We start from the raw sequence: 18357 nt of genomic DNA, 5'->3' as shown, positions 1-18357 counted from the left end.
CCCACCGCCGACAAGCCCCTCAGCCGATCCATGACGACGCCGGACCGCCGTACGACAAGGGGCGTCCGCGCGACGAGCGACAGCCGCCCCGCGCGCGACAGCCGCCCGCCGGACGACGGCGCGACGCCGGACAGCCGCCCCCCGGACGGCCGCACCACGCCGGAGCGCGTGACCGCGAAGCCCGCGCCGGACAGGACACTTCTCACGGCGTACATCCACACCTCCGGGGTGATCGACTCCCGCCACGCCCCTCCACGATGACGGCAGCCCGGAACCGCGGCAAACGGACTCGGGCACCCCACGCAAAAACCCCGACCGCACCCCTCCGGATCTCCCGGAGAGGCCCCGGCCGGGGCCTCACAGTTGCCGTACGCCTACACGTACTCGCACTCGTCCTTACACGTACTCGTCGCTCGACGCGCCCGCCGGCGGGCACATCACGCGGCGACCACATCCACCGCCTCGGCGGGCGCCTTGATGGTCACCCGCTCCGGTGGCACGCCGGTCACCGACACGGAACCCAGCATCGGACGAACCGACGCCGGTACAGGCCTGCTGGGGGTGGCCGCAGCCGACTGGGCCAGCTCCGCGAGGGCGAGTTCGTCGCTCACTTCCCGCATGAGCTCGGACATCCGTACGTCCAGCGCGTCGCAGATGGCAGAGAGCAGCTCGGAGGAAGCCTCCTTCTGCCCCCGCTCCACCTCGGAGAGATAGCCGAGTGAGACTCGGGCGGACGAGGAGACTTCGCGCAGAGTACGGCCCTGGCGCTGGCGCTGCCGACGCAGCACGTCACCCAGCAGGCGACGGAGCAGAATCATCGGTGGCTCCCTCCTCGGACCGCGTAGCCGCATCCTTCACGCCCCACCGTACCGCCTTGCGCTGCGGCCGTGCGGGGAGCGATGTCGTGTTCACTCAGGGCTGCAAACATCAAAACCCCCCGTTCTGTTCCGTATCCTGTGCTCGCTCATTCCCGGTCTGTTCGCCCGCCAGCTCCCTCAGGAGCACTGCGAGTACGCTCCGTACACTCTCTCTACGAATTTCCGCACGGCTGCCGTTCAACCGCAGGGCCTCCACTTTTCCGCCAGAGGCGGAACCGAAACCCGGCGTCGAGGGACCCTCCACCGCGACGAAGACCGTCCCGACGGGCTGCCCGTCCTGGGCGTCGGGACCGGCGACTCCAGTCGTCGCGATGCCCCAGTCGGCGCCCAGCATCCTGCGCACACCGGCCGCCATCTGGGCGGCCACCTGCGCGTCCACGGCGCCGTGCGCCGCCAGCAGGACCGCGTCCACACCGAGCAGCTCGTGCTTGAGCGGGGTGGCGTACGCCGTGACCGATCCCCGGAAGGCCCGGGACGCCCCGGGTACGGAGGTGATCTCGGCGGCGACCAGACCACCCGTCAGCGACTCGGCCACAGCGAGCGTCTCGCCCCTCACCGTCAGTAGTCGCACTACGTCGGTGGCCGTGGAACTCACGCTTCCGTCTCCCCCGAAGCCGCCCGGCGTTCGGCGATCCCCTGCCTGCGCAGCACAATGGCCTGTCTCACATAGTCGAGCCCGGTCGCCACCGTCAGGACCACCGCCGCGGCCATCACCCACCACCGCAGGGTGGCCAACCAGCCCGTCAGCGCCAGGATGTACATTCCGACGGCCACGCCCTGGGTGAGGGTCTTCAGCTTGCCGCCCCGGCTCGCCGGGATGACGCCGTAGCGGATGACCAGGAAACGCAGCAGCGTGATCCCGAGTTCCCGGCCGAGGATGACCCCCGTCACCCACCACGGCAGGTCGCCGAGCGCGGAGAGGCAGATCAGGGCCGCCCCCATGATCGCCTTGTCGGCGATCGGGTCGGCGATCTTCCCGAAGTCGGTGACGAGGTCGTACGTCCGCGCGAGGTGCCCGTCGAACAGGTCGGTGATCATGGCGATGGCGAAGGCCGCCCAGGCGAACGCGCGCCAAGCCGGGTCGTACCCGCCGTCGGCCAGCATGAGGGCGACGAAGCCGGGCACCAGCAGCAGCCGCAGCATCGTCAGAAGATTGGCCACGTTCCAGACGCTGGCCTGGTTGACGGCCGCGGCCGCGATCTTCCCGCCCCGCGCCGGCCTGAGGGTCCCCTGCTCGTCCGGGGTGGCGCCGGTGACGTCGGAGCCCATGGCGGCGGGCCCGGAAACGTCGGCGGAGGCGGGAGCACCGGGGGCAGGGCTCGTGGCAGCCCCCTTCGCCCGCGAGGAGCCTCCCGCGGCCGATGCCGGGACACCGGTCATCTGTCCGCCTCCTCACTACACCCGATCGAGCCTTGGAGAGGCTCGGCCACCAGGTCGACACCTTCCGTACCGACCACCTTCGCCTCGACCATACGACCGACGCTCAGACCCTCGCCGCTCGTGAGCAGCACCTGGCCGTCCGTCTCGGGCGCCTGGTGGGCCCCACGGCCGTACACGCCCTCGGTCGGGTCCACCGACTCCACGAGCACCCGCACGGTCTCGCCCAGACGCTCCTCGGCACGCTGCGAGACGAGTTCCTCGGCGAGCCGGGAGATCCGCGCGAGCCGCTCGGCTACGACGTCCTCCGGGAGCTTGTTCTCGTACGTCGCGGCCTCGGTGCCCTCCTCGTCGGAGTACCCGAAGACGCCGATGGCGTCCAGGCGAGCGTGGTTCAGGAACCGCTCCAGCTCGGCCAGGTCGGTCTCGGACTCGCCGGGGAAGCCGACGATGAAGTTGGAGCGCACACCCGCCTCGGGCGCCTTGCTCCGGATGGTGTCGAGCAGTTCCAGGAAGCGGTCGGTGTCGCCGAAGCGGCGCATCGCGCGCAGCACGTCGGGCGCGGAGTGCTGGAAGGACAGGTCGAAGTAGGGGGCGACCTTCGGCGTGGAGGTCAGCACGTCGATCAGTCCGGGCCGCATCTCGGCGGGCTGGAGGTAGCTGACGCGCACCCGCTCCAGGCCGTCGACCTCCGCCAGCTCGGGCAGCAGCGACTCCAGCAGCCGGATGTCGCCGAGATCCTTGCCGTAGGAGGTGTTGTTCTCGGAGACCAGCATGATCTCCTTGACGCCCTGCTCGGCGAGCCACCGCGTCTCGTTCAGCACGTCGCTCGGGCGGCGGGAGATGAAAGAGCCCCGGAAGGACGGGATGGCGCAGAAGGAGCAGCGCCGGTCACAGCCGGAGGCGAGCTTGACCGAGGCGACCGGGGTGCCGTCGAGCCGGCGGCGCAGGGGCGCACGGGGTCCGGAGGCCGGGGCGAGCCCCTCGGGAAGGTCTGCCGGAGCGTGCCCCGGAAGGGCCACCGAAGCGGCCGAGTCCTGCCGCTCCGCGGGGCTGATCGGCAGCAGCTTGCGCCGGTCGCGGGGGGTGTGGGAGGCGTGGATGCCGCCGTTGAGGATGGTCTGGAGGCGGTCGGAGATGTCGGCGTAGTCGTCGAAGCCGAGGACGCCGTCGGCCTCCGGGAGCGCCTCGGCGAGGTCCTTGCCGTAGCGCTCGGCCATGCAGCCCACCGCCACGACGGCCTGGGTTCTGCCGTGGCCCTTGAGGTCGTTGGCCTCCAGCAGGGCGTCGACGGAGTCCTTCTTGGCGGCGTCGACGAAGCCACAGGTGTTGACGACGGCGACGTCCGCGTCCTCGGCGTCCTCCACGAGCTGCCAGCCGTCCGCCTCCAAACGGCCTGCGAGCTCCTCCGAGTCCACCTCGTTACGGGCGCAGCCAAGGGTGACGAGTGCGACGGTACGGCGTTCAGGCATGGACTCAAGACTACTTTGTCTGGCCGACACCCCATGTCGACGGGGTTGGCGATCTCCAGGCGTCACGCCGAAGGGGCCGGCGATTGCCGCCGACCCCTGTTCGCTGCCGGACACCGCCCGCCTCAGCCCGCCTGCGGGTCGCCCTTGGTGTACGTCAGCCGTTCCACGGCTCCCGGCTGGAAGTCGTCGTCGATCTTCTTGCCGTTGACGTACAGCTGGATCGCGCCGGCGTCGCCGAGGACGAGACTGATCTTCTCGCTGTCCTGGAAGGTCTGGGACTCGCCCTGCTTGAGCAGGTCGTCGAAGAGGAGTCGGCCGTTGTGGTCCTTCGCGAAGATCCAGCTCTTGCCGTCGGTGGCTGTGACCTGGACGGTCACCTTGTCCTGCGGAGCCGCGGCGATGGCGCTGTCGGAGGGCTCCGGCTTCTCGTCGACGGGCTTGTCGGTCTTCGGGGTCGGTGTGGCGGGGGCGCTGCTCGACGGGGTGGTGTCGTCGGCGACGTCGGTCGTGCCGTCGTCGCCCTTGAACGCCGTGAATCCGACGAACCCGACCACCGCGACGATCGCGGCGACCATGGCCGCCGTCCAGTTCGGCCCGCGCCGCTCGGGACGGATGCGTTCCGCCTCGAAGAGGGGCGCGGCCGGGGTCGGCGCCGGGCGTCCGCCGTGCGCGGCGTCGTACTGCTCGATCAGCGGAGCGGGGTCGAGGCGGACGGCCCCGGCCAGGGTCCGGATGTGACCGCGCGCGTAGACGTCGCCTCCGCAGGACGCGAAGTCGTCCGCTTCGATGGCGTGCACGATGGCGATACGGATGCGGGTGGCGGTACTGACGTCGTCGACGGTGAGCCCGGCCGCGATGCGGGCCTGCTGGAGGGCTCGGCCGATGGAGGGGTGGGCTGCCTCGGAAACGTCTTCGAACGGACGCTCGTCTTCAGGGAAGTTGCCGATGGACACGGGGGCGCCTTTCGAGCGTGTAGCCACCTGTGCTGGAGGTTCAGTCTAGGGGGGGTGCGAAAGGGAGGGGCAACCGGGCGGTAGGACTTTGTACGCCATCGGAATGGCCGGACACGCCGATGACGGGTCAGGTGCGACTCCCAGGGTCGGGACCCCCCACCTGTCCTCTCGCCCAACTTGACGTACGACGAGGGGAAACGGTTGCCCGCCGCTGCCTAACGGGTGCGTCACGGACGCCCGCCGACCCCACGGGGAAACGCCTACTCTTCAGACTCCCCGCGAATCACGGCGAGCACTCCGTCCAACTCGTCGGGTTTCACCAGAACGTCACGTGCCTTCGAACCCTCGCTCGGGCCGACGATGTTCCGCGACTCCATGAGGTCCATCAGCCGGCCGGCCTTGGCGAAGCCGACGCGCAGCTTGCGCTGGAGCATGGAGGTCGACCCGAACTGGGTGGAGACGACCAGCTCGGCCGCCTGGCAGAGCAGGTCGAGGTCGTCGCCGATGTCCTCGTCGATCTCCTTCTTCTGCTTGGTGCCCACGGTGACGTCGTCCCGGAAGACGGGCGCCATCTGGTCCTTGCAGTGCTGCACGACCACCGCGACCTCGGCCTCGGTGACGAACGCGCCCTGCATACGCGTCGGCTTGTTCGCACCCATCGGCAGGAACAGTCCGTCACCCTTGCCGATCAGCTTCTCGGCACCGGGCTGGTCGAGGATGACCCGCGAGTCGGCCAGCGAGGAGGTGGCGAACGCCAGCCGCGACGGCACGTTCGCCTTGATCAGACCGGTCACCACGTCCACCGACGGCCGCTGCGTGGCCAGCACCAGATGGATGCCGGCCGCGCGCGCCAGCTGCGTGATCCGCACGATCGAGTCCTCGACGTCCCGCGGCGCGACCATCATCAGGTCGGCCAGCTCGTCGACGATCACCAGCAGATACGGGTACGGCTGAAGCTCCCGCTCACTGCCCTCGGGCTTCTTGACGGTCCCCTCCCGCACCGCGCGGTTGAAGTCGTCGATGTGCCGGTAGCCGTAGGCCGCCAGGTCGTCGTACCGGAGGTCCATCTCGCGTACGACCCACTGGAGCGCCTCGGCCGCGCGCTTCGGGTTGGTGATGATGGGCGTGATCAGGTGCGGGATGCCTTCGTAGGCGGTCAGCTCGACCCGCTTGGGGTCGACCAGGATCATCCGGACGTCCTCCGGGGTCGCCCGCATCATGACCGAGGTGATCAGGCAGTTGATGCAGGACGACTTGCCGGAACCGGTGGCGCCGGCGACCAGTATGTGCGGCATCTTCGCCAGCGAGTGCATGACATAGCCGCCCTCGACGTCCTTGCCGAAGGCGACCAGCATCGGATCGTCGTCCTCGGCGGACTCGGCCAGCCTGAGCACGTCGCCGAGGTTGACCATCTCGCGGTCGGTGTTCGGGATCTCGATGCCGACCGCCGACTTGCCCGGGATCGGCGAGATGATCCGCACGTCCGGGCTGGCGACGGCGTACGCGATGTTCTTGGTCAGGGCGGTGATCCGCTCGACCTTCACGGCGGGGCCGAGTTCGACCTCGTAGCGCGTGACCGTCGGGCCGCGGGTGAAGCCGGTGACGGCGGCGTCGACCTTGAACTCCGAGAAGACGTTGGTCAGCGAGGCGACCACCGCGTCGTTGGCGGCGCTGCGCACCTTGCCGGGGCCGCCGCGGGTGAGAAGGTCCAGCGAGGGCAGCGCGTAGGTGATGTCGCCGGACAGCTGGAGCTGCTCGGCGCGCGGCGGCAGCTCGCGCGGCACCTCGGGAGCCGACTTGGTCAGGTCGGGGACGACGGCGGTCTTGGCCTTCTCCTGCACCGGGCGCGAAGCCGGGGCCGGCACGGGCGTCGGCGTGGTGGACTCGCGGTCGCCGACGCTCACGCCCTGGGTGAGGTCCGCGACGATCCGGGAGGGCGGCATGCCGTGCAGGACGGCCCCGTCGAGATCGGCCGCGGCGGCCGCCGCGACGTCGACGGCGTCCCTCTGCCGGTCCATCGCGGGCTGCGGCACCGCGGAGCGCCGGGGCCGGCCGCGGCGCCGGGTGAGGGCCTCCTGCTCCGCGCCGTCGGCGTCGTACGCCTCGGGGGCGGCGGAGCGGCGCCGGGGGCGCGCGGGCAGCGCCTCGCGCCACTGCTCGTCGTAACGCGCCTCGTCGTCGCCGAACTCCTCGTACTCCTCGGCCGACGGGTCGTACAGCACGCCGAGGCGCACGCCGAGCTGCCGCAGCCGCTGCGGGATGGCGTTGACGGGCGTGGCGGTGACCACCAGCAGCCCGAAGACGGTGAGCAGGACGAGCAGCGGTACGGCGAGAACCTCGCCCATGGCGTACGTCAGGGGGGTCGCCGCGGACCAGCCGATCAGGCCACCGGCGTCCCTTATCGCCTGCATGCCGTCGCTGCGGGCGGGCGATCCGCAGGCGATGTGGACCTGCCCCAGCACGCCGATGAGCAGCGCGGACAGACCGATCACGATGCGGCCGTTGGCCTCGGGCTGCTCCGGGTGCCGGATGAACCGGACGGCGATGACGGCGAGCAGGATCGGCGCGATCAGGTCGAGCCGGCCGAAGGAGCCGGTCACCAGGATCTCGACGAGATCGCCGACCGGGCCGCGCAGGTCGGCCCAGGTCCCCGCGGCGACGATCAGCGCGACGCCGAGCAGCAGCAGCGCGACGCCGTCCTTGCGGTGGGCGGGATCGAGGTTCTTGGCCCCGCTCCCTATGCCGCGGAAGACGGCGCCGACGGCGTGCGCCAGGCCCAGCCAGACGGCGCGGACGAGCCGGTAGACGCCTCCGGTGGGACTGGGGGCAGGCCTGGGCGCGGGCTTGGGGACCGCGGCTTTCCGGGCGGGCACCTTCTTCGCCGGGGCCCTTTTGGCGGCGGCCTTCTTCGCCGGAGCCTTCGCGGGAGCGATCGCCTTCTTGGCGGGCTGCTTCTTGGCTGCGGAGGGACGTGAGGCCATGGTGTGAGGTTACCGGGGGAGACGACAGCGGACACGTGTGACCGCTGCTTCACCCGTTCGTGTCGCTTTCGAGGAGGCGCGGAACTGACGCGCGCCCCCGCACGGGTGACACATGCTCACGCACGACGGCGGACGCGGCACGTGCCGGTGCCCCCTCAGTTCGGCGACGTCACCGGAGGCGGGCCGCCCCCGGTGCCCGGCTCCAGCGCGTCCAGCGCCCGGCGCAGACCGGTGAGTTTGCGCTCCAGATGTGCCGCCGTGGCCACCGCCGCCGCGTCCGCCGACTCGTCGTCGAGCTGCTTGGACAGGGCCTCGGCCTGCTCCTCGACGGCCGCGAGCCGTGCGGACAGCTCGGCCAGCAGCCCGGCCGACTCCTTCGCACCGCCTGCCGACTCCTTGCCCGCGCCACCCTCCAACTGGAGCCGCAACAGGGACGCCTGCTCCCGGAGCTGGCAGTTCTTCATGTACAGCTCGACGAAGACGGAGACCTTCGCGCGCAGCACCCACGGGTCGAACGGCTTGGAGATGTAGTCCACCGCCCCCGCCGCGTATCCGCGGAAGGTGTGGTGCGGGCCGTGGTTGATCGCCGTGAGGAAGATGATCGGGATGTCCCGAGTCCGCTCTCGCCGCTTGATGTGCGCGGCCGTCTCGAAACCGTCCATGCCCGGCATCTGGACGTCCAGCAGGATGACCGCGAAGTCGTCCGTCAGCAATGCTTTGAGCGCCTCTTCCCCGGACGATGCCCGCACCAGCGTCTGATCGAGCGCCGAGAGGATCGCCTCCAGCGCCAGCAGATTCTCCGGCCGGTCATCGACCAGGAGGATCTTGGCCTTCTGCACCATGGCCCGCCCTCCTCGCCCCGGCAGTGCACCGGGCGCCGCCCCTGGGGACGACTCCTTTGCGCCGCCCTTCCTTGTGCCGGTCATGGTAGCCGCACCCCGACCGCCGCCACACCCTGTCACCGTGATGTCACCGTGCACGTAGCAGGAACGCAGCGGAAGACCAGAAGGTTCCCCGAATTCCCTTCCGCTACACGCCTCGGACACCGTGCGTCAGCAACTCCTCGCGCTTCCGAGAGTTCCCCTCACTCCTCACGCATCCACTGCTCCATCACCGCCAGCAGGTGATCGGGGTCGACGGGCTTGGTGACGTAGTCGGAGGCACCCGACTCGATCGCCTTCTCCCGGTCGCCCTTCATCGCCTTCGCGGTGAGCGCGATGATCGGCAGCCCGGAGAACTGCGGCATCCGGCGGATCGCCGTGGTCGTCGCGTACCCGTCCATCTCCGGCATCATGATGTCCATCAGGACGACCGCCACGTCCTCGTGCTGCTCCAGGACCTCGATGCCCTCGCGGCCGTTCTCCGCGTACAGCACCGACAGCCCGTGCTGCTCCAGGACGCTCGTCAGCGCGAACACATTGCGGATGTCGTCGTCGACGATCAGCACCTTCTCGCCGCCGAACCGGATGCCGCGGGGCCCCTGCTGCGGCGCCGCCTCCTGCCGCACGGGAGCCCACTGCTCGGGCCGCCCGACCTGCGGCTCGCCGCCGGCCGCCGAGCGGCGCCGACGCCGGAACAGGGCCGCCGGACCGTTCTGCGTGTCCTGGTACGACCTCACCTCGGACGGCGTCTGGATCTGCTGCCCGGACAGCTCCGACCGCTCGCGCATCCCGTTCTCGGAGGCCACCAGGTCCCCGGCCTCCAGCTGGGGCACGACCTGCTGGTATCCCTGCGGCGGCAGCTCGCTCGGGTGCAGCGGCAGATACAGCGTGAACGTGGAACCGCGCCCCGGCTCGCTCTGGGCGTGGATCTCACCGCCGAGCAGCTGCGCGATCTCCCGCGAGATCGACAGTCCGAGGCCCGTACCGCCGTACTTGCGGCTGGTGGTGCCGTCGGCCTGCTTGAACGCCTCGAAGATCACCCGCATCTTGCTGGCCGCGATCCCGATGCCGGTGTCGGTCACCGAGAACGCGATGAGCGCAGCGTCCGCGTCGGCCAGCGAACCGGCCTCCAGCAACTGCTCCCGGATCGCCACCGGTACCTCCGCCCCGGCCGGCCGGATGACCAGCTCCACCGAGCCGGAGTCGGTGAACTTCACCGCGTTGGACAGCAGGTTGCGCAGCACCTGGAGGAGCCGCTGCTCGTCGGTGTGCAATGTGGCCGGCAGCTCCGGCGACACCCGCACGGACAGGTCCAGGCCCTTCTCCGCGGTGAGCGGCCGGAAGGTGGCCTCCACGTAGTCCACGAGCTGCACGAGCGCGATGCGCGTCGGGGAGACGTCCATCTTGCCCGCCTCGACCTTCGACAGATCGAGAATGTCGTTGATCAGCTGGAGCAGGTCGGAACCGGCCCCGTGGATCGTCTCGGCGAACTCCACCTGCTTCGGCGAGAGGTTCCCCTCGGCGTTGTCGGCGAGCAGCTTGGCCAGAATCAGCAGCGAGTTGAGCGGCGTACGCAGTTCGTGCGACATGTTGGCGAGGAACTCGCTCTTGTAGCGCATCGACACCGCGAGCTGCTCGGCCCGCTCCTCCAGAACCTGCCGCGCCTCCTCGATCTCGGTGTTCTTCACCTCGATGTCCCGGTTCTGCCGGGCCAGCAGCTCGGCCTTCTCCTCCAGTTCCGCGTTGGACGCCTGGAGGGCCTTCTGCCGCTGCTCCAACTCCGCCGACCGCTCCCGCAGCTGCTCGGTCAGCTCCTGCGACTGCTTCAGCAGCTGCTCCGTCTTGGTGTTGACGGAGATGGTGTTGACGCTGGTCGCGATCATCTCGGCGAGCTGGTTGAGGAAGTCCTTCTGGATCTGCGTGAACGGTGTGAAGGACGCCAGCTCGATCACCCCGAGCACCTTGCCCTCGAACAGCACCGGCAGCACGATCACCTGTGCGGGCGGTGCCTCCCCGAGCCCCGAGGAGATCTTCAGATAGCCGCTCGGCGCGTTGGAGACGAGAATCGTCCGCTTCTCCTCGGCCGCCGTGCCCACCAGCGCCTCACCCGGCCGGAACGAGGTCGGCATGGACCCCATCGAATAGCCGTACGAGCCCAGCATCCGCAGATCGTAGTGGTCCTCCGCGCCGTCGGCCGGCGGCATCGCCAGGAAGAACGCGCCGTGCTGCGCGGCCACCAGCGGCGGCAGCTCACTCATGATCAGTGAGGCCACGTCCTCCAGATCGCGTCGGCCCTGCATCAACGCGGACACGCGCGCGAGGTTGCCCTTGAGCCAGTCCTGCTCCTTGTTGGCGATCGTGGTGTCGCGCAGGTTGGCGATCATCTTGTTGATGTAGTCCTGGAGTTCCTGGATCTCTCCGGACGCGTCCACGTCGATCTTCAGGTTCAGGTCGCCTCGCGTCACCGCGGTCGCCACGCGCGCGATGGCCCGCACCTGCCGGGTCAGGTTCCCGGCCATCTCGTTCACCGACTCGGTGAGGTCCCGCCAGGTGCCGTCGACGTCACGCACGCGTGCCTGACCGCCGAGCTGCCCCTCGGTGCCCACCTCACGGGCGACCCGGGTGACTTCCTCGGCGAACGACGACAGCTGGTCGACCATCGTGTTGATGGTCGTCTTCAGCTCCAGGATCTCCCCGCGCGCGTCGATGTCGATCTTCTTCGTCAGATCGCCCTTGGCGATGGCCGTAGTGACCATGGCGATGTTGCGCACCTGACCGGTCAGGTTGGACGCCATCTGGTTCACCGATTCGGTGAGGTCCTTCCACGTGCCCGCCACACCCGGTACGTGCGCCTGCCCGCCGAGGATGCCGTCCGTGCCCACCTCACGGGCCACCTTGGTGACCTGCTCGGCGAACGAACTCAGCGTCTTCACCATGGTGTTGATGGTGTCGGCGAGCTGCGCGACCTCACCGCGCGCCTCGATCGTCACCTGCCGCGTCAGGTCGCCGTTGGCGACGGCGGCCGCGACCTGGGAGATGTTGCGCACCTGCATCGTCAGGTTCTTGGCCATCAGGTTGACGTTGCCGCTGAGGTCCTTCCAGATGCCCGTGATGCCCGGCACGTGCGCCTGGCCGCCCAGGATGCCCTCGGTGCCCACCTCGCGGGCCACCCGGGTCACCTGCTCGGCGAACGACGACAGCTGGTCCACCATCGTGTTCACGGTGGTGACGAGTTCCAGGATCTCGCCCTTGGCGTCAACGGTGATCTTCTTCGACAGATCGCCCTTGGCGACGGCGGTGGTGACCTCGGCGATCTGACGCACCTGGATGGTCAGGTTGTTCGCCATGAAGTTCACGGACTGCGTGAGGTCCTTCCAGGTGCCGGAGACACCCTGCACCTCCGCCTGGCCGCCGAGCTGCCCCTCCGTACCCACCTCGCGGGCCACGCGCGTGACCTCCTGGGCGAACGACGACAGCTGGTCGACCATCGTGTTCAGGGTGTTCTTCAGTTCCAGGATCTCCCCGCGCGCGTCCACGGTGATCTTCTGGGACAGGTCACCGCGGGCCACTGCGGTGGCGACCTGGGCGATGTTGCGCACCTGAGCGGTGAGGTTGCCGGCCATGCCGTTCACCGAGTCCGTCAGGTCCCGCCACACACCGGCGACCCCCGGCACCTGCGCCTGGCCGCCGAGCTGCCCGGCGGTGCCCACCTCGCGCGCCACCCGGGTCACCTGGTCGGCGAACGCGGAGAGCTGGTCGACCATCGTGTTGATGGTGTTCTTCAGCTCGAGGATCTCCCCGCGCGCGTCGACGTCGATCTTCTGGGAGAGGTCGCCCCGGGCCACGGCCGTCGTCACCTGAGCGATGTTGCGCACCTGCGACGTCAGGTTCCCCGCCATCGAGTTGACGGAGTCGGTGAGTTCCTTCCACGTCCCGGACACGCCGTCCACGCGTGCCTGTCCGCCGAGCCGGCCCTCCGTGCCCACGTCCCGCGCCATCCGGGTGACCTGGTCGGCGAACGACGACAGCTGGTCCACCATCGTGTTGACGGTGTTCTTCAGCTGGGCCATCTCGCCGGACACGTCCACGGTGACCTTCTGCGACAGATCACCGTTGGCCACCGCCGTCGTCACCTGGGCGATGTTCCTCACCTGTCCGGTGAGATTCCTGAACGCCGTGTTGACGGAGTCCGTCAGGTCCTTCCAGGTCCCGGCCGCGCCCGACACCTGCGCCTGACCGCCCAGCTCACCCTCGACACCGATCTCCCGCGCCACCCGCGTGACCTCGGCACCGAAGGCCGACAACTGGTCGACCATCCCGTTGACGGTGTTCTTCAGTTCCAGCATCTCGCCGGCCACGTCCACCGTGACCTTCTGCGACAGATCACCGTTGGCCACCGCCGTCGTCACCGCGGCGATGTCCCGCACCTGCGTCGTGAGGTTCCGGAACACCGTGTTGACCGAGTCGGTGAGGTCCTTCCACGTCCCGGCCGCGCCCGGCACGTTCGCCTGACCGCCCAGCTGCCCCGCCGCACCGACCTCGTTGGCCACACGCGTGACCTCGTCCGCGAAGGTCCGCAGGGTCTCGGTCATCTGGTTGATCGTGTCGGCGAGCTGCGCGACCTCGCCGCGCGCCGACACCGTCACCTTCTGCGACAGATCGCCGTTGGCGACCGCCGTGGTGACCTCCGCGATGCCGCGCACCTGGGCCGTGAGGTTGCCGGCCATGGTGTTCACCGAGTCGGTGAGTTCCTTCCACACACCGTCGACGCCTGACACCCGCGCCTGGCCGCCGAGAATGCCCTCGGTGCCCACCTCGCGGGCCACCCGCGTCACCTCGGACGAGAACGCCGAGAGCTGGTCCACCATCGTGTTGACGGTGTTTTTCAGCTCCAGCATCTCGCCTTCGACATGCACGGTGACCTTGCGTGACAGGTCCCCCTTGGCCACCGCCGTCGTCACCAGCGCGATGTCGCGCACCTGAGCCGTCAACCGCTCGGCCATCGTGTTGACGGACTCCGTCAGGTCCTTCCACGAACCGGACATACCGCGCACCTGGGCCTGTCCGCCCAGCTTGCCCTCGGTGCCCACCTCACTGGCCACGCGGGTGACCTCGTCGGTGAACGTCGACAACTGGTCGACCAGGTTGTTGACCGTCCGCCCGACCTTCAGGAACTCCCCGCGCAGCGGGTGCCCCGCCCCTTCCGGGGTGTGCGCCCGCAGCTCCATCCGCGGCGACAGATCACCCTCGGCCACCGCCGACAGCACCCGCCCGACCTCGGAGACCGGTCGTACGAGGTCGTCGACCAGCGCGTTGGAATTGTCGATGGCGGCCGCCCAGGAGCCTTCACAGGCTCCCGTCTCCAGCCGCTCGGTGAGCTTCCCCTCACGTCCGACCATGCGCCGTACCCGCGACAGCTCGCCCGTGAGATGCAGATTACGGTCGGCCACCTCGTTGAAGACGGCCGCGATCTCCGACATCACGCCGTCGCCGGACACCGTGAGCCGCTTGCGGAAGTTCCCCTCCCGCATCGAGACCAGGGCGGCCAGCAGCCGATCCAGGGCCGCCGTGTCCACCGTCGTGGTCCCGCCTCGGGGTGAGCGCTGCCTGCTCAGGGTCTGTCCGCCTTTCGCGCGCGCCTTCGTGCCCCGCGTCGCTGCGCCAGACTCCACGTTGTCCCTCCCGGAGGGGTCGACCGTCGTACTGCCGATGTAATCAGGCAGGCCATGGGCTGCTGCCCGGCGAACACACAAGACATCCAGTCTGCCGGACCTTCGCAAGAAGCCTGCCCAGTGTTTCACCCCCGTCGAACCCGGCCATAACAGTTCGGCAGCTTTCGCACACCGTCCGCACACCCTGAGGCGGAAACACCGCTGACCGGCATCCGCAGGGACGGGGAAGGTAAGTAACCTTGCATGCGGCTGTCCAGCCGCGCCGGTTCGTCCGGCCTGGGCGGTGGCACGAGAACGAGCGGGCATCGGAGGGGCGGCCGCACACATGACCACCGGACTGATCCCGGGGGGACAGCCCCCGGACCCCCGGCCCACGAACACGCCTCCGCCGCAGCTGCGACGGGAGCAGGACAGCCGGGGAGAAGCCCAGCACGTCGACGACCGGCCGAGGAGTTCTGTGATCACCGCGCGCGCGGCTGCCAGCTTCGAGCCCGTCGGGCGATCCGTCGCGACCGCCCGCGCGTTCGTCCGCGACACCCTCCACGGCTGGGGTTTCGCCGACATCGTCGACGACGCCGTCGTCCTCACGAGCGAACTGGTCACGAACGCCGTCGTCCACGCGGGCACGCACGCCGACCTCCAGTGCCTACGGCAGGAGGACGGCGTACGGATCGAGGTCGCCGACCACTACCCGGAGCGCGAGATCCCCCTCCAGGGCTCCCTCGCCACCATGGGCAGCCCCGACCGTGAGGGCGGCCGAGGCCTCCAGCTGTGCGCGGCCATCGCCGCCCGCTGGGGCGTCGACTACACGCCCACGCGCAAGACCGTCTGGTTCCAGCTCGATCTGCCCGACCGCCCGGTGGGCACCCGCTCGGCCGGCCCCGCCCTCCCCGCGCACCTCCTGCCGCTCGCCGACAGCCGCGTCCGCGTCGCCGTCGTCCAGATCGACCGCACCGGCGCCATCTCGGCCTGGAACGAGGACGCCGAGGAACTCTTCGGCTACCCGGCCGACCAGGTCACCGGCAAGCCCCTCACCGACCTCGCGGCCTGGCCGCACACGCCCGGCACCAGCACCGGCATCGTCGAGGCCCTCCAGCTCTCCCGCTGGGAGGGCAGCTACGGCATCCGCGGCGCGAACGGCCGCGTGACCCCGGTGTACGCGTCCCACCTGCGGGTCCGTGACACCGACGGCGACCCCTCCACGGTCTGCCTCCTCGTCCGCGATCATGAACGGGCCGTCCTCCAGTCACCGACGCGCGTCCCCGCCACCGACACCGGCCCCGCCGACGGCCAGAGCACGGACCCGTTCGAGGTCTTCATCGGCTCCCCCGCGCCCGACGACCTCGACGGCCTTCTCCAGCGCACGGTGGAACGCGCCCGCGACATGCTCGACGGCGACTCCGCCTTCCTCCTCCTGGCGACGGACGACGAGACGGAGCTGGAGGTCCGCGCCTCCACGGGCCTGCCGTCCGCCCGCCAGCGCTTCGCCCGTGTCCCCGTCGAGGCCGGCCCCGGCCGCTACGGTTCCGCCCGCATGCCGGCCGTCCACGAGGACCTCCTCGCCGTCCCCGGCGCGGTTCCCCTCCTCAACGGCACGGGCATGCGCTCGGTCGTCACGGTCCCGCTGAAGGTCGAGGGCCGCCTCACCGGTTCCCTGGGCGTCGCCGCCGAGGGCCCCGGCCGCTACTCCAACGAGGAGGCGCTGCGCCTCCAGTTCGCCGCGGACCGCATCGCGCTGGCCGTCGAGTCGGCCCGCCTGGGCGAGCTGGAACGGCTGCGCCGCGGCTCCCTCAGCTTCCTCGTCGAGGCCTCCGACCTGCTGGCCGGCACCCTCGACCGTGACCAGACCCTGGCACTGATGGCTCAGATGACGGTCCCGACGCTGGCCACCTGGTGCGCGGTCTACACGATCGCCGACCAGGCCTCCGACCCGTATCTGTCGTACGTGCTGCACGAGGACGAGGAACTCATCGACGGCATCAAGGCGCTGCTCTCGAAGATCGCCCCGCCGGACCCGGTACCCACCCCGGGCGCCCGCGTCTGGTCGGCCCCCGGCGAGGCTGCGCACGACGCGGCCCTGCGCAGCTCGATGCGCAGCCTGGGCCTTACCGGCGGATCCACCCACCAGATGTCCTCGGGCATCGGCCCCACCCTCGCCACGGCGTCCGCGGTGGGCGGCGAGACCGTCGTCCTCCCGCTGGTCGCCCGCAACCGCGTCATCGGCATGCTGACGCTCGGCAAGCCCACCGACGAGCACTTCCGCCAGGAGATCCTGGAACTGGCCGAGGATCTGAGCCGCAGAGCGGCCCTCGCGCTCGACAACGCCCGCCTCTATTCCGAGCGCACGGCCATCAGCCAGTCCCTCCAGCGCAGCCTCCTGCCCCCGGAACTCCCCGACATCGACGGAGTCGAGGTCGAGGTCATCTACCGCGCGGCCGGCGAGGGCAACGAGGTCGGCGGCGACTTCTACGACCTCTTCCCGATCAGCGACGGCGCCTACGGCTTCGCCATCGGCGACGTCTGCGGAACCGGCCCGCACGCGGCGGCGGTGACGGGCCTCGCCCGCCACGCCCTCCGCCTGTTGGCGAGGGAGGGTCTCAGCGGTCCGGCCGTCCTGGAGCGGCTCAACTCCGCCATCCTGGACGAGGGCGACCGCAGCCGCTTCCTGACCCTCCTCTACGGCGAGATGCGCCCGCAGCCCGACGGCAGCGCGGAGCTGAAGGTGGTCTGCGCCGGCCACCCCCTCCCGCTCCGTCTGCGCCAGGACGGCACCGTCGAGCCGGCCGCCGAACCGCAGCCGCTCCTGGGCGTCATGGACGACCTGGAGCTGTACGAGCAGTCGGTCACCCTCGACCCGGGCGATGTCCTGCTCTGTGTCACGGACGGCGTCACCGAACGTCGGGAGGGCACCCGCATGCTGGGCGACGACGGCCTCGCCGACGTGCTCACCACCTGCACGGGTCTCACGGCCGGCGCGGTTGCGGCCCGCATCATGCGTGCGGTGGAACGCTTCGCGTCGGACGCCCCGTCCGACGACATGGCCATCCTCGCGATGCGCGTGGCGTGAGGAGGGACCCATTACAACGAATCCCCCCGCCCAGAAGGGCGGGGGGATTCGTTTCGTGGAGCCCCCAAACGGAATCGAACCGTTGACCTTCTCCTTACCATGGAGACGCTCTGCCGACTGAGCTATGGGGGCCAGTTACTTGTCGGGGTTTCCCCCGCGGCAACGGAATAGATCATACCCTGAACGGAGCCCTGTTCCCAAACTCGGTCAGAGGGCGGGTTGAAGCAGCCCTCCCAGCGCATTGCACGCGGACACGATCCGTTGCATGTCCCGCTTCGTCAGTGAGGCGTCCACCGGCAACGCCAGCGTCTCGTCGGCAGCCAGCTCGGTCTCCGGCAATGACACGTGGCGCCGGAACTCGGGCAGCCGGTACAGCGGAGTCTTCACCGGCACCCGGCAGTCAACACCCCTGCCACGCAAGGCGCGTGCGAACGCGTCACGGTCGGGCCGCCCGTTCCCGGGGACCCGCACCACGTACTGCTGGTAGGTGTGCCCGTCACCACCGTCGGGCGTTCGCACCCCGCGCAACCGTGCGTCGAGATAGGCGGCCCGCTCCCGCCGCTGCGCCACTTCGTCGTAGGGCGCTCCGGACTCCGCCTGTTCCAGCACCAGCAGCCCATGCCGTTGCCCGACTTGGTGCAGCCGCCCGACATCGACCGGCCGCCCGAACCGGTGTACGGCAACGACGGCGGCCGTGCGCGGAGTTATGGCTGCTTCGACGGCGACGGTGTCGAGGCAGTAGGTCACCGGATCCACATCGGCGAAGGCGGGAAGCGCACCAGCGCGGCTGACCGCCTCGGCTACTTCGATGTTCCCGAAGGCCGGCACGATGACCTCGTCACCGACTCCGACACCTGCGGCCCTGAGCATTGCGGCAGTACCCATGCTGTGGATGCTGGACCCGGGACATGAACGTCAAGTGACGGGAAACAAAAAAGGGTTGGGCCCCGAACCGAAGTTCGGGACCCAACCCTTTAAAAAATTGTTCGGCGGCGTCCTACTCTCCCACAGGGTCCCCCCTGCAGTACCATCGGCGCTGTAAGGCTTAGCTTCCGGGTTCGGAATGTAACCGGGCG

Annotated in this window: 11 protein-coding genes, 1 tRNA gene and 1 rRNA gene; 2 read left to right on the top strand and 11 right to left on the bottom strand. The window is 69.8% G+C overall.

Translation table 11 applies throughout. The features are described 5' to 3' along the window. The first annotated feature begins 30 nt into the window (after positions 1-30). On the top strand, positions 31-261 hold the full coding sequence (locus ACZ5Y0_RS15615) for a hypothetical protein (RefSeq protein ID WP_469129200.1): 231 nt from the start codon (positions 31-33) through the stop codon (positions 259-261). A 176-nt stretch (positions 262-437) separates the two neighbouring features. Here the strand turns inward: ACZ5Y0_RS15615 and ACZ5Y0_RS15610 are convergent, their stop codons facing one another. The 8 genes from ACZ5Y0_RS15610 to ACZ5Y0_RS15575 all read right to left on the bottom strand — a co-directional run bounded on the left by ACZ5Y0_RS15610 (position 438) and on the right by ACZ5Y0_RS15575 (position 14214). Further along, the gene (locus ACZ5Y0_RS15610) at positions 438-818 is read right to left on the bottom strand and encodes a helix-turn-helix domain-containing protein (protein WP_469129199.1); all 381 of its coding nucleotides are present in this window, start codon (positions 816-818) and stop codon (positions 438-440) included. 109 nt (positions 819-927) lie between these two features. Further along, positions 928-1473: a CinA family protein gene (locus ACZ5Y0_RS15605; protein WP_469129198.1), complete on the bottom strand. Its 546-nt coding sequence runs from the start codon at positions 1471-1473 to the stop codon at positions 928-930. After that, the gene (pgsA, locus tag ACZ5Y0_RS15600; protein ID WP_469129197.1) at positions 1470-2258 is read right to left on the bottom strand and encodes a CDP-diacylglycerol--glycerol-3-phosphate 3-phosphatidyltransferase; all 789 of its coding nucleotides are present in this window, start codon (positions 2256-2258) and stop codon (positions 1470-1472) included. Before pgsA ends, ACZ5Y0_RS15605 begins: the two co-directional genes overlap by 4 nt. Next, positions 2255-3727, bottom strand: a complete 1473-nt coding sequence (rimO, locus tag ACZ5Y0_RS15595) for a 30S ribosomal protein S12 methylthiotransferase RimO (protein WP_469129196.1) — start codon at positions 3725-3727, stop codon at positions 2255-2257. The genes pgsA and rimO overlap by 4 nt, the downstream gene beginning before the upstream one ends. Before the next feature lie 122 nt (positions 3728-3849). Continuing rightward, positions 3850-4680, bottom strand: a complete 831-nt coding sequence (locus ACZ5Y0_RS15590) for a helix-turn-helix domain-containing protein (RefSeq protein ID WP_469129195.1) — start codon at positions 4678-4680, stop codon at positions 3850-3852. Between the two features lie 260 nt (positions 4681-4940). Further along, positions 4941-7661 carry a DNA translocase FtsK gene (locus tag ACZ5Y0_RS15585; RefSeq protein WP_469129194.1) on the bottom strand — a complete coding sequence of 907 codons (2721 nt, stop codon included), beginning with the start codon at positions 7659-7661 and terminating at the stop codon, positions 4941-4943. Positions 7662-7816: 155 nt separating this feature from the next. Then, positions 7817-8503 (bottom strand): response regulator, encoded by a 687-nt coding sequence (locus ACZ5Y0_RS15580; protein ID WP_469129193.1) that lies wholly within the window; start codon positions 8501-8503, stop codon positions 7817-7819. A gap of 242 nt (positions 8504-8745) precedes the next feature. Continuing rightward, positions 8746-14214, bottom strand: a complete 5469-nt coding sequence (locus ACZ5Y0_RS15575) for a HAMP domain-containing protein (RefSeq protein WP_469129192.1) — start codon at positions 14212-14214, stop codon at positions 8746-8748. Between the two features lie 325 nt (positions 14215-14539). On the opposite strand from ACZ5Y0_RS15575, the gene ACZ5Y0_RS15570 reads away from it, so the two are divergent. Then, entirely contained in the window at positions 14540-17281 is a 2742-nt protein-coding gene (locus ACZ5Y0_RS15570) for a SpoIIE family protein phosphatase (RefSeq protein ID WP_469129191.1), read from the top strand. A 56-nt stretch (positions 17282-17337) separates the two neighbouring features. On the opposite strand, the gene ACZ5Y0_RS15565 is transcribed toward ACZ5Y0_RS15570, so the two are convergent. The 3 genes from ACZ5Y0_RS15565 to rrf all read right to left on the bottom strand — a co-directional run. Then, a tRNA-Thr gene (locus tag ACZ5Y0_RS15565) sits at positions 17338-17413 on the bottom strand. A gap of 75 nt (positions 17414-17488) precedes the next feature. After that, positions 17489-18151 carry a DegT/DnrJ/EryC1/StrS family aminotransferase gene (locus tag ACZ5Y0_RS15560; RefSeq protein ID WP_469129422.1) on the bottom strand — a complete coding sequence of 221 codons (663 nt, stop codon included), beginning with the start codon at positions 18149-18151 and terminating at the stop codon, positions 17489-17491. A 114-nt stretch (positions 18152-18265) separates the two neighbouring features. Then, positions 18266-18357: ribosomal RNA gene (gene rrf / locus ACZ5Y0_RS15555) — 5S ribosomal RNA — on the bottom strand; the annotation flags it as partial.

The organism is Streptomyces sp. NPDC033216 (genome assembly GCF_055577115.1).
This window is presented reverse-complemented; position numbering and strand designations above follow the sequence as displayed.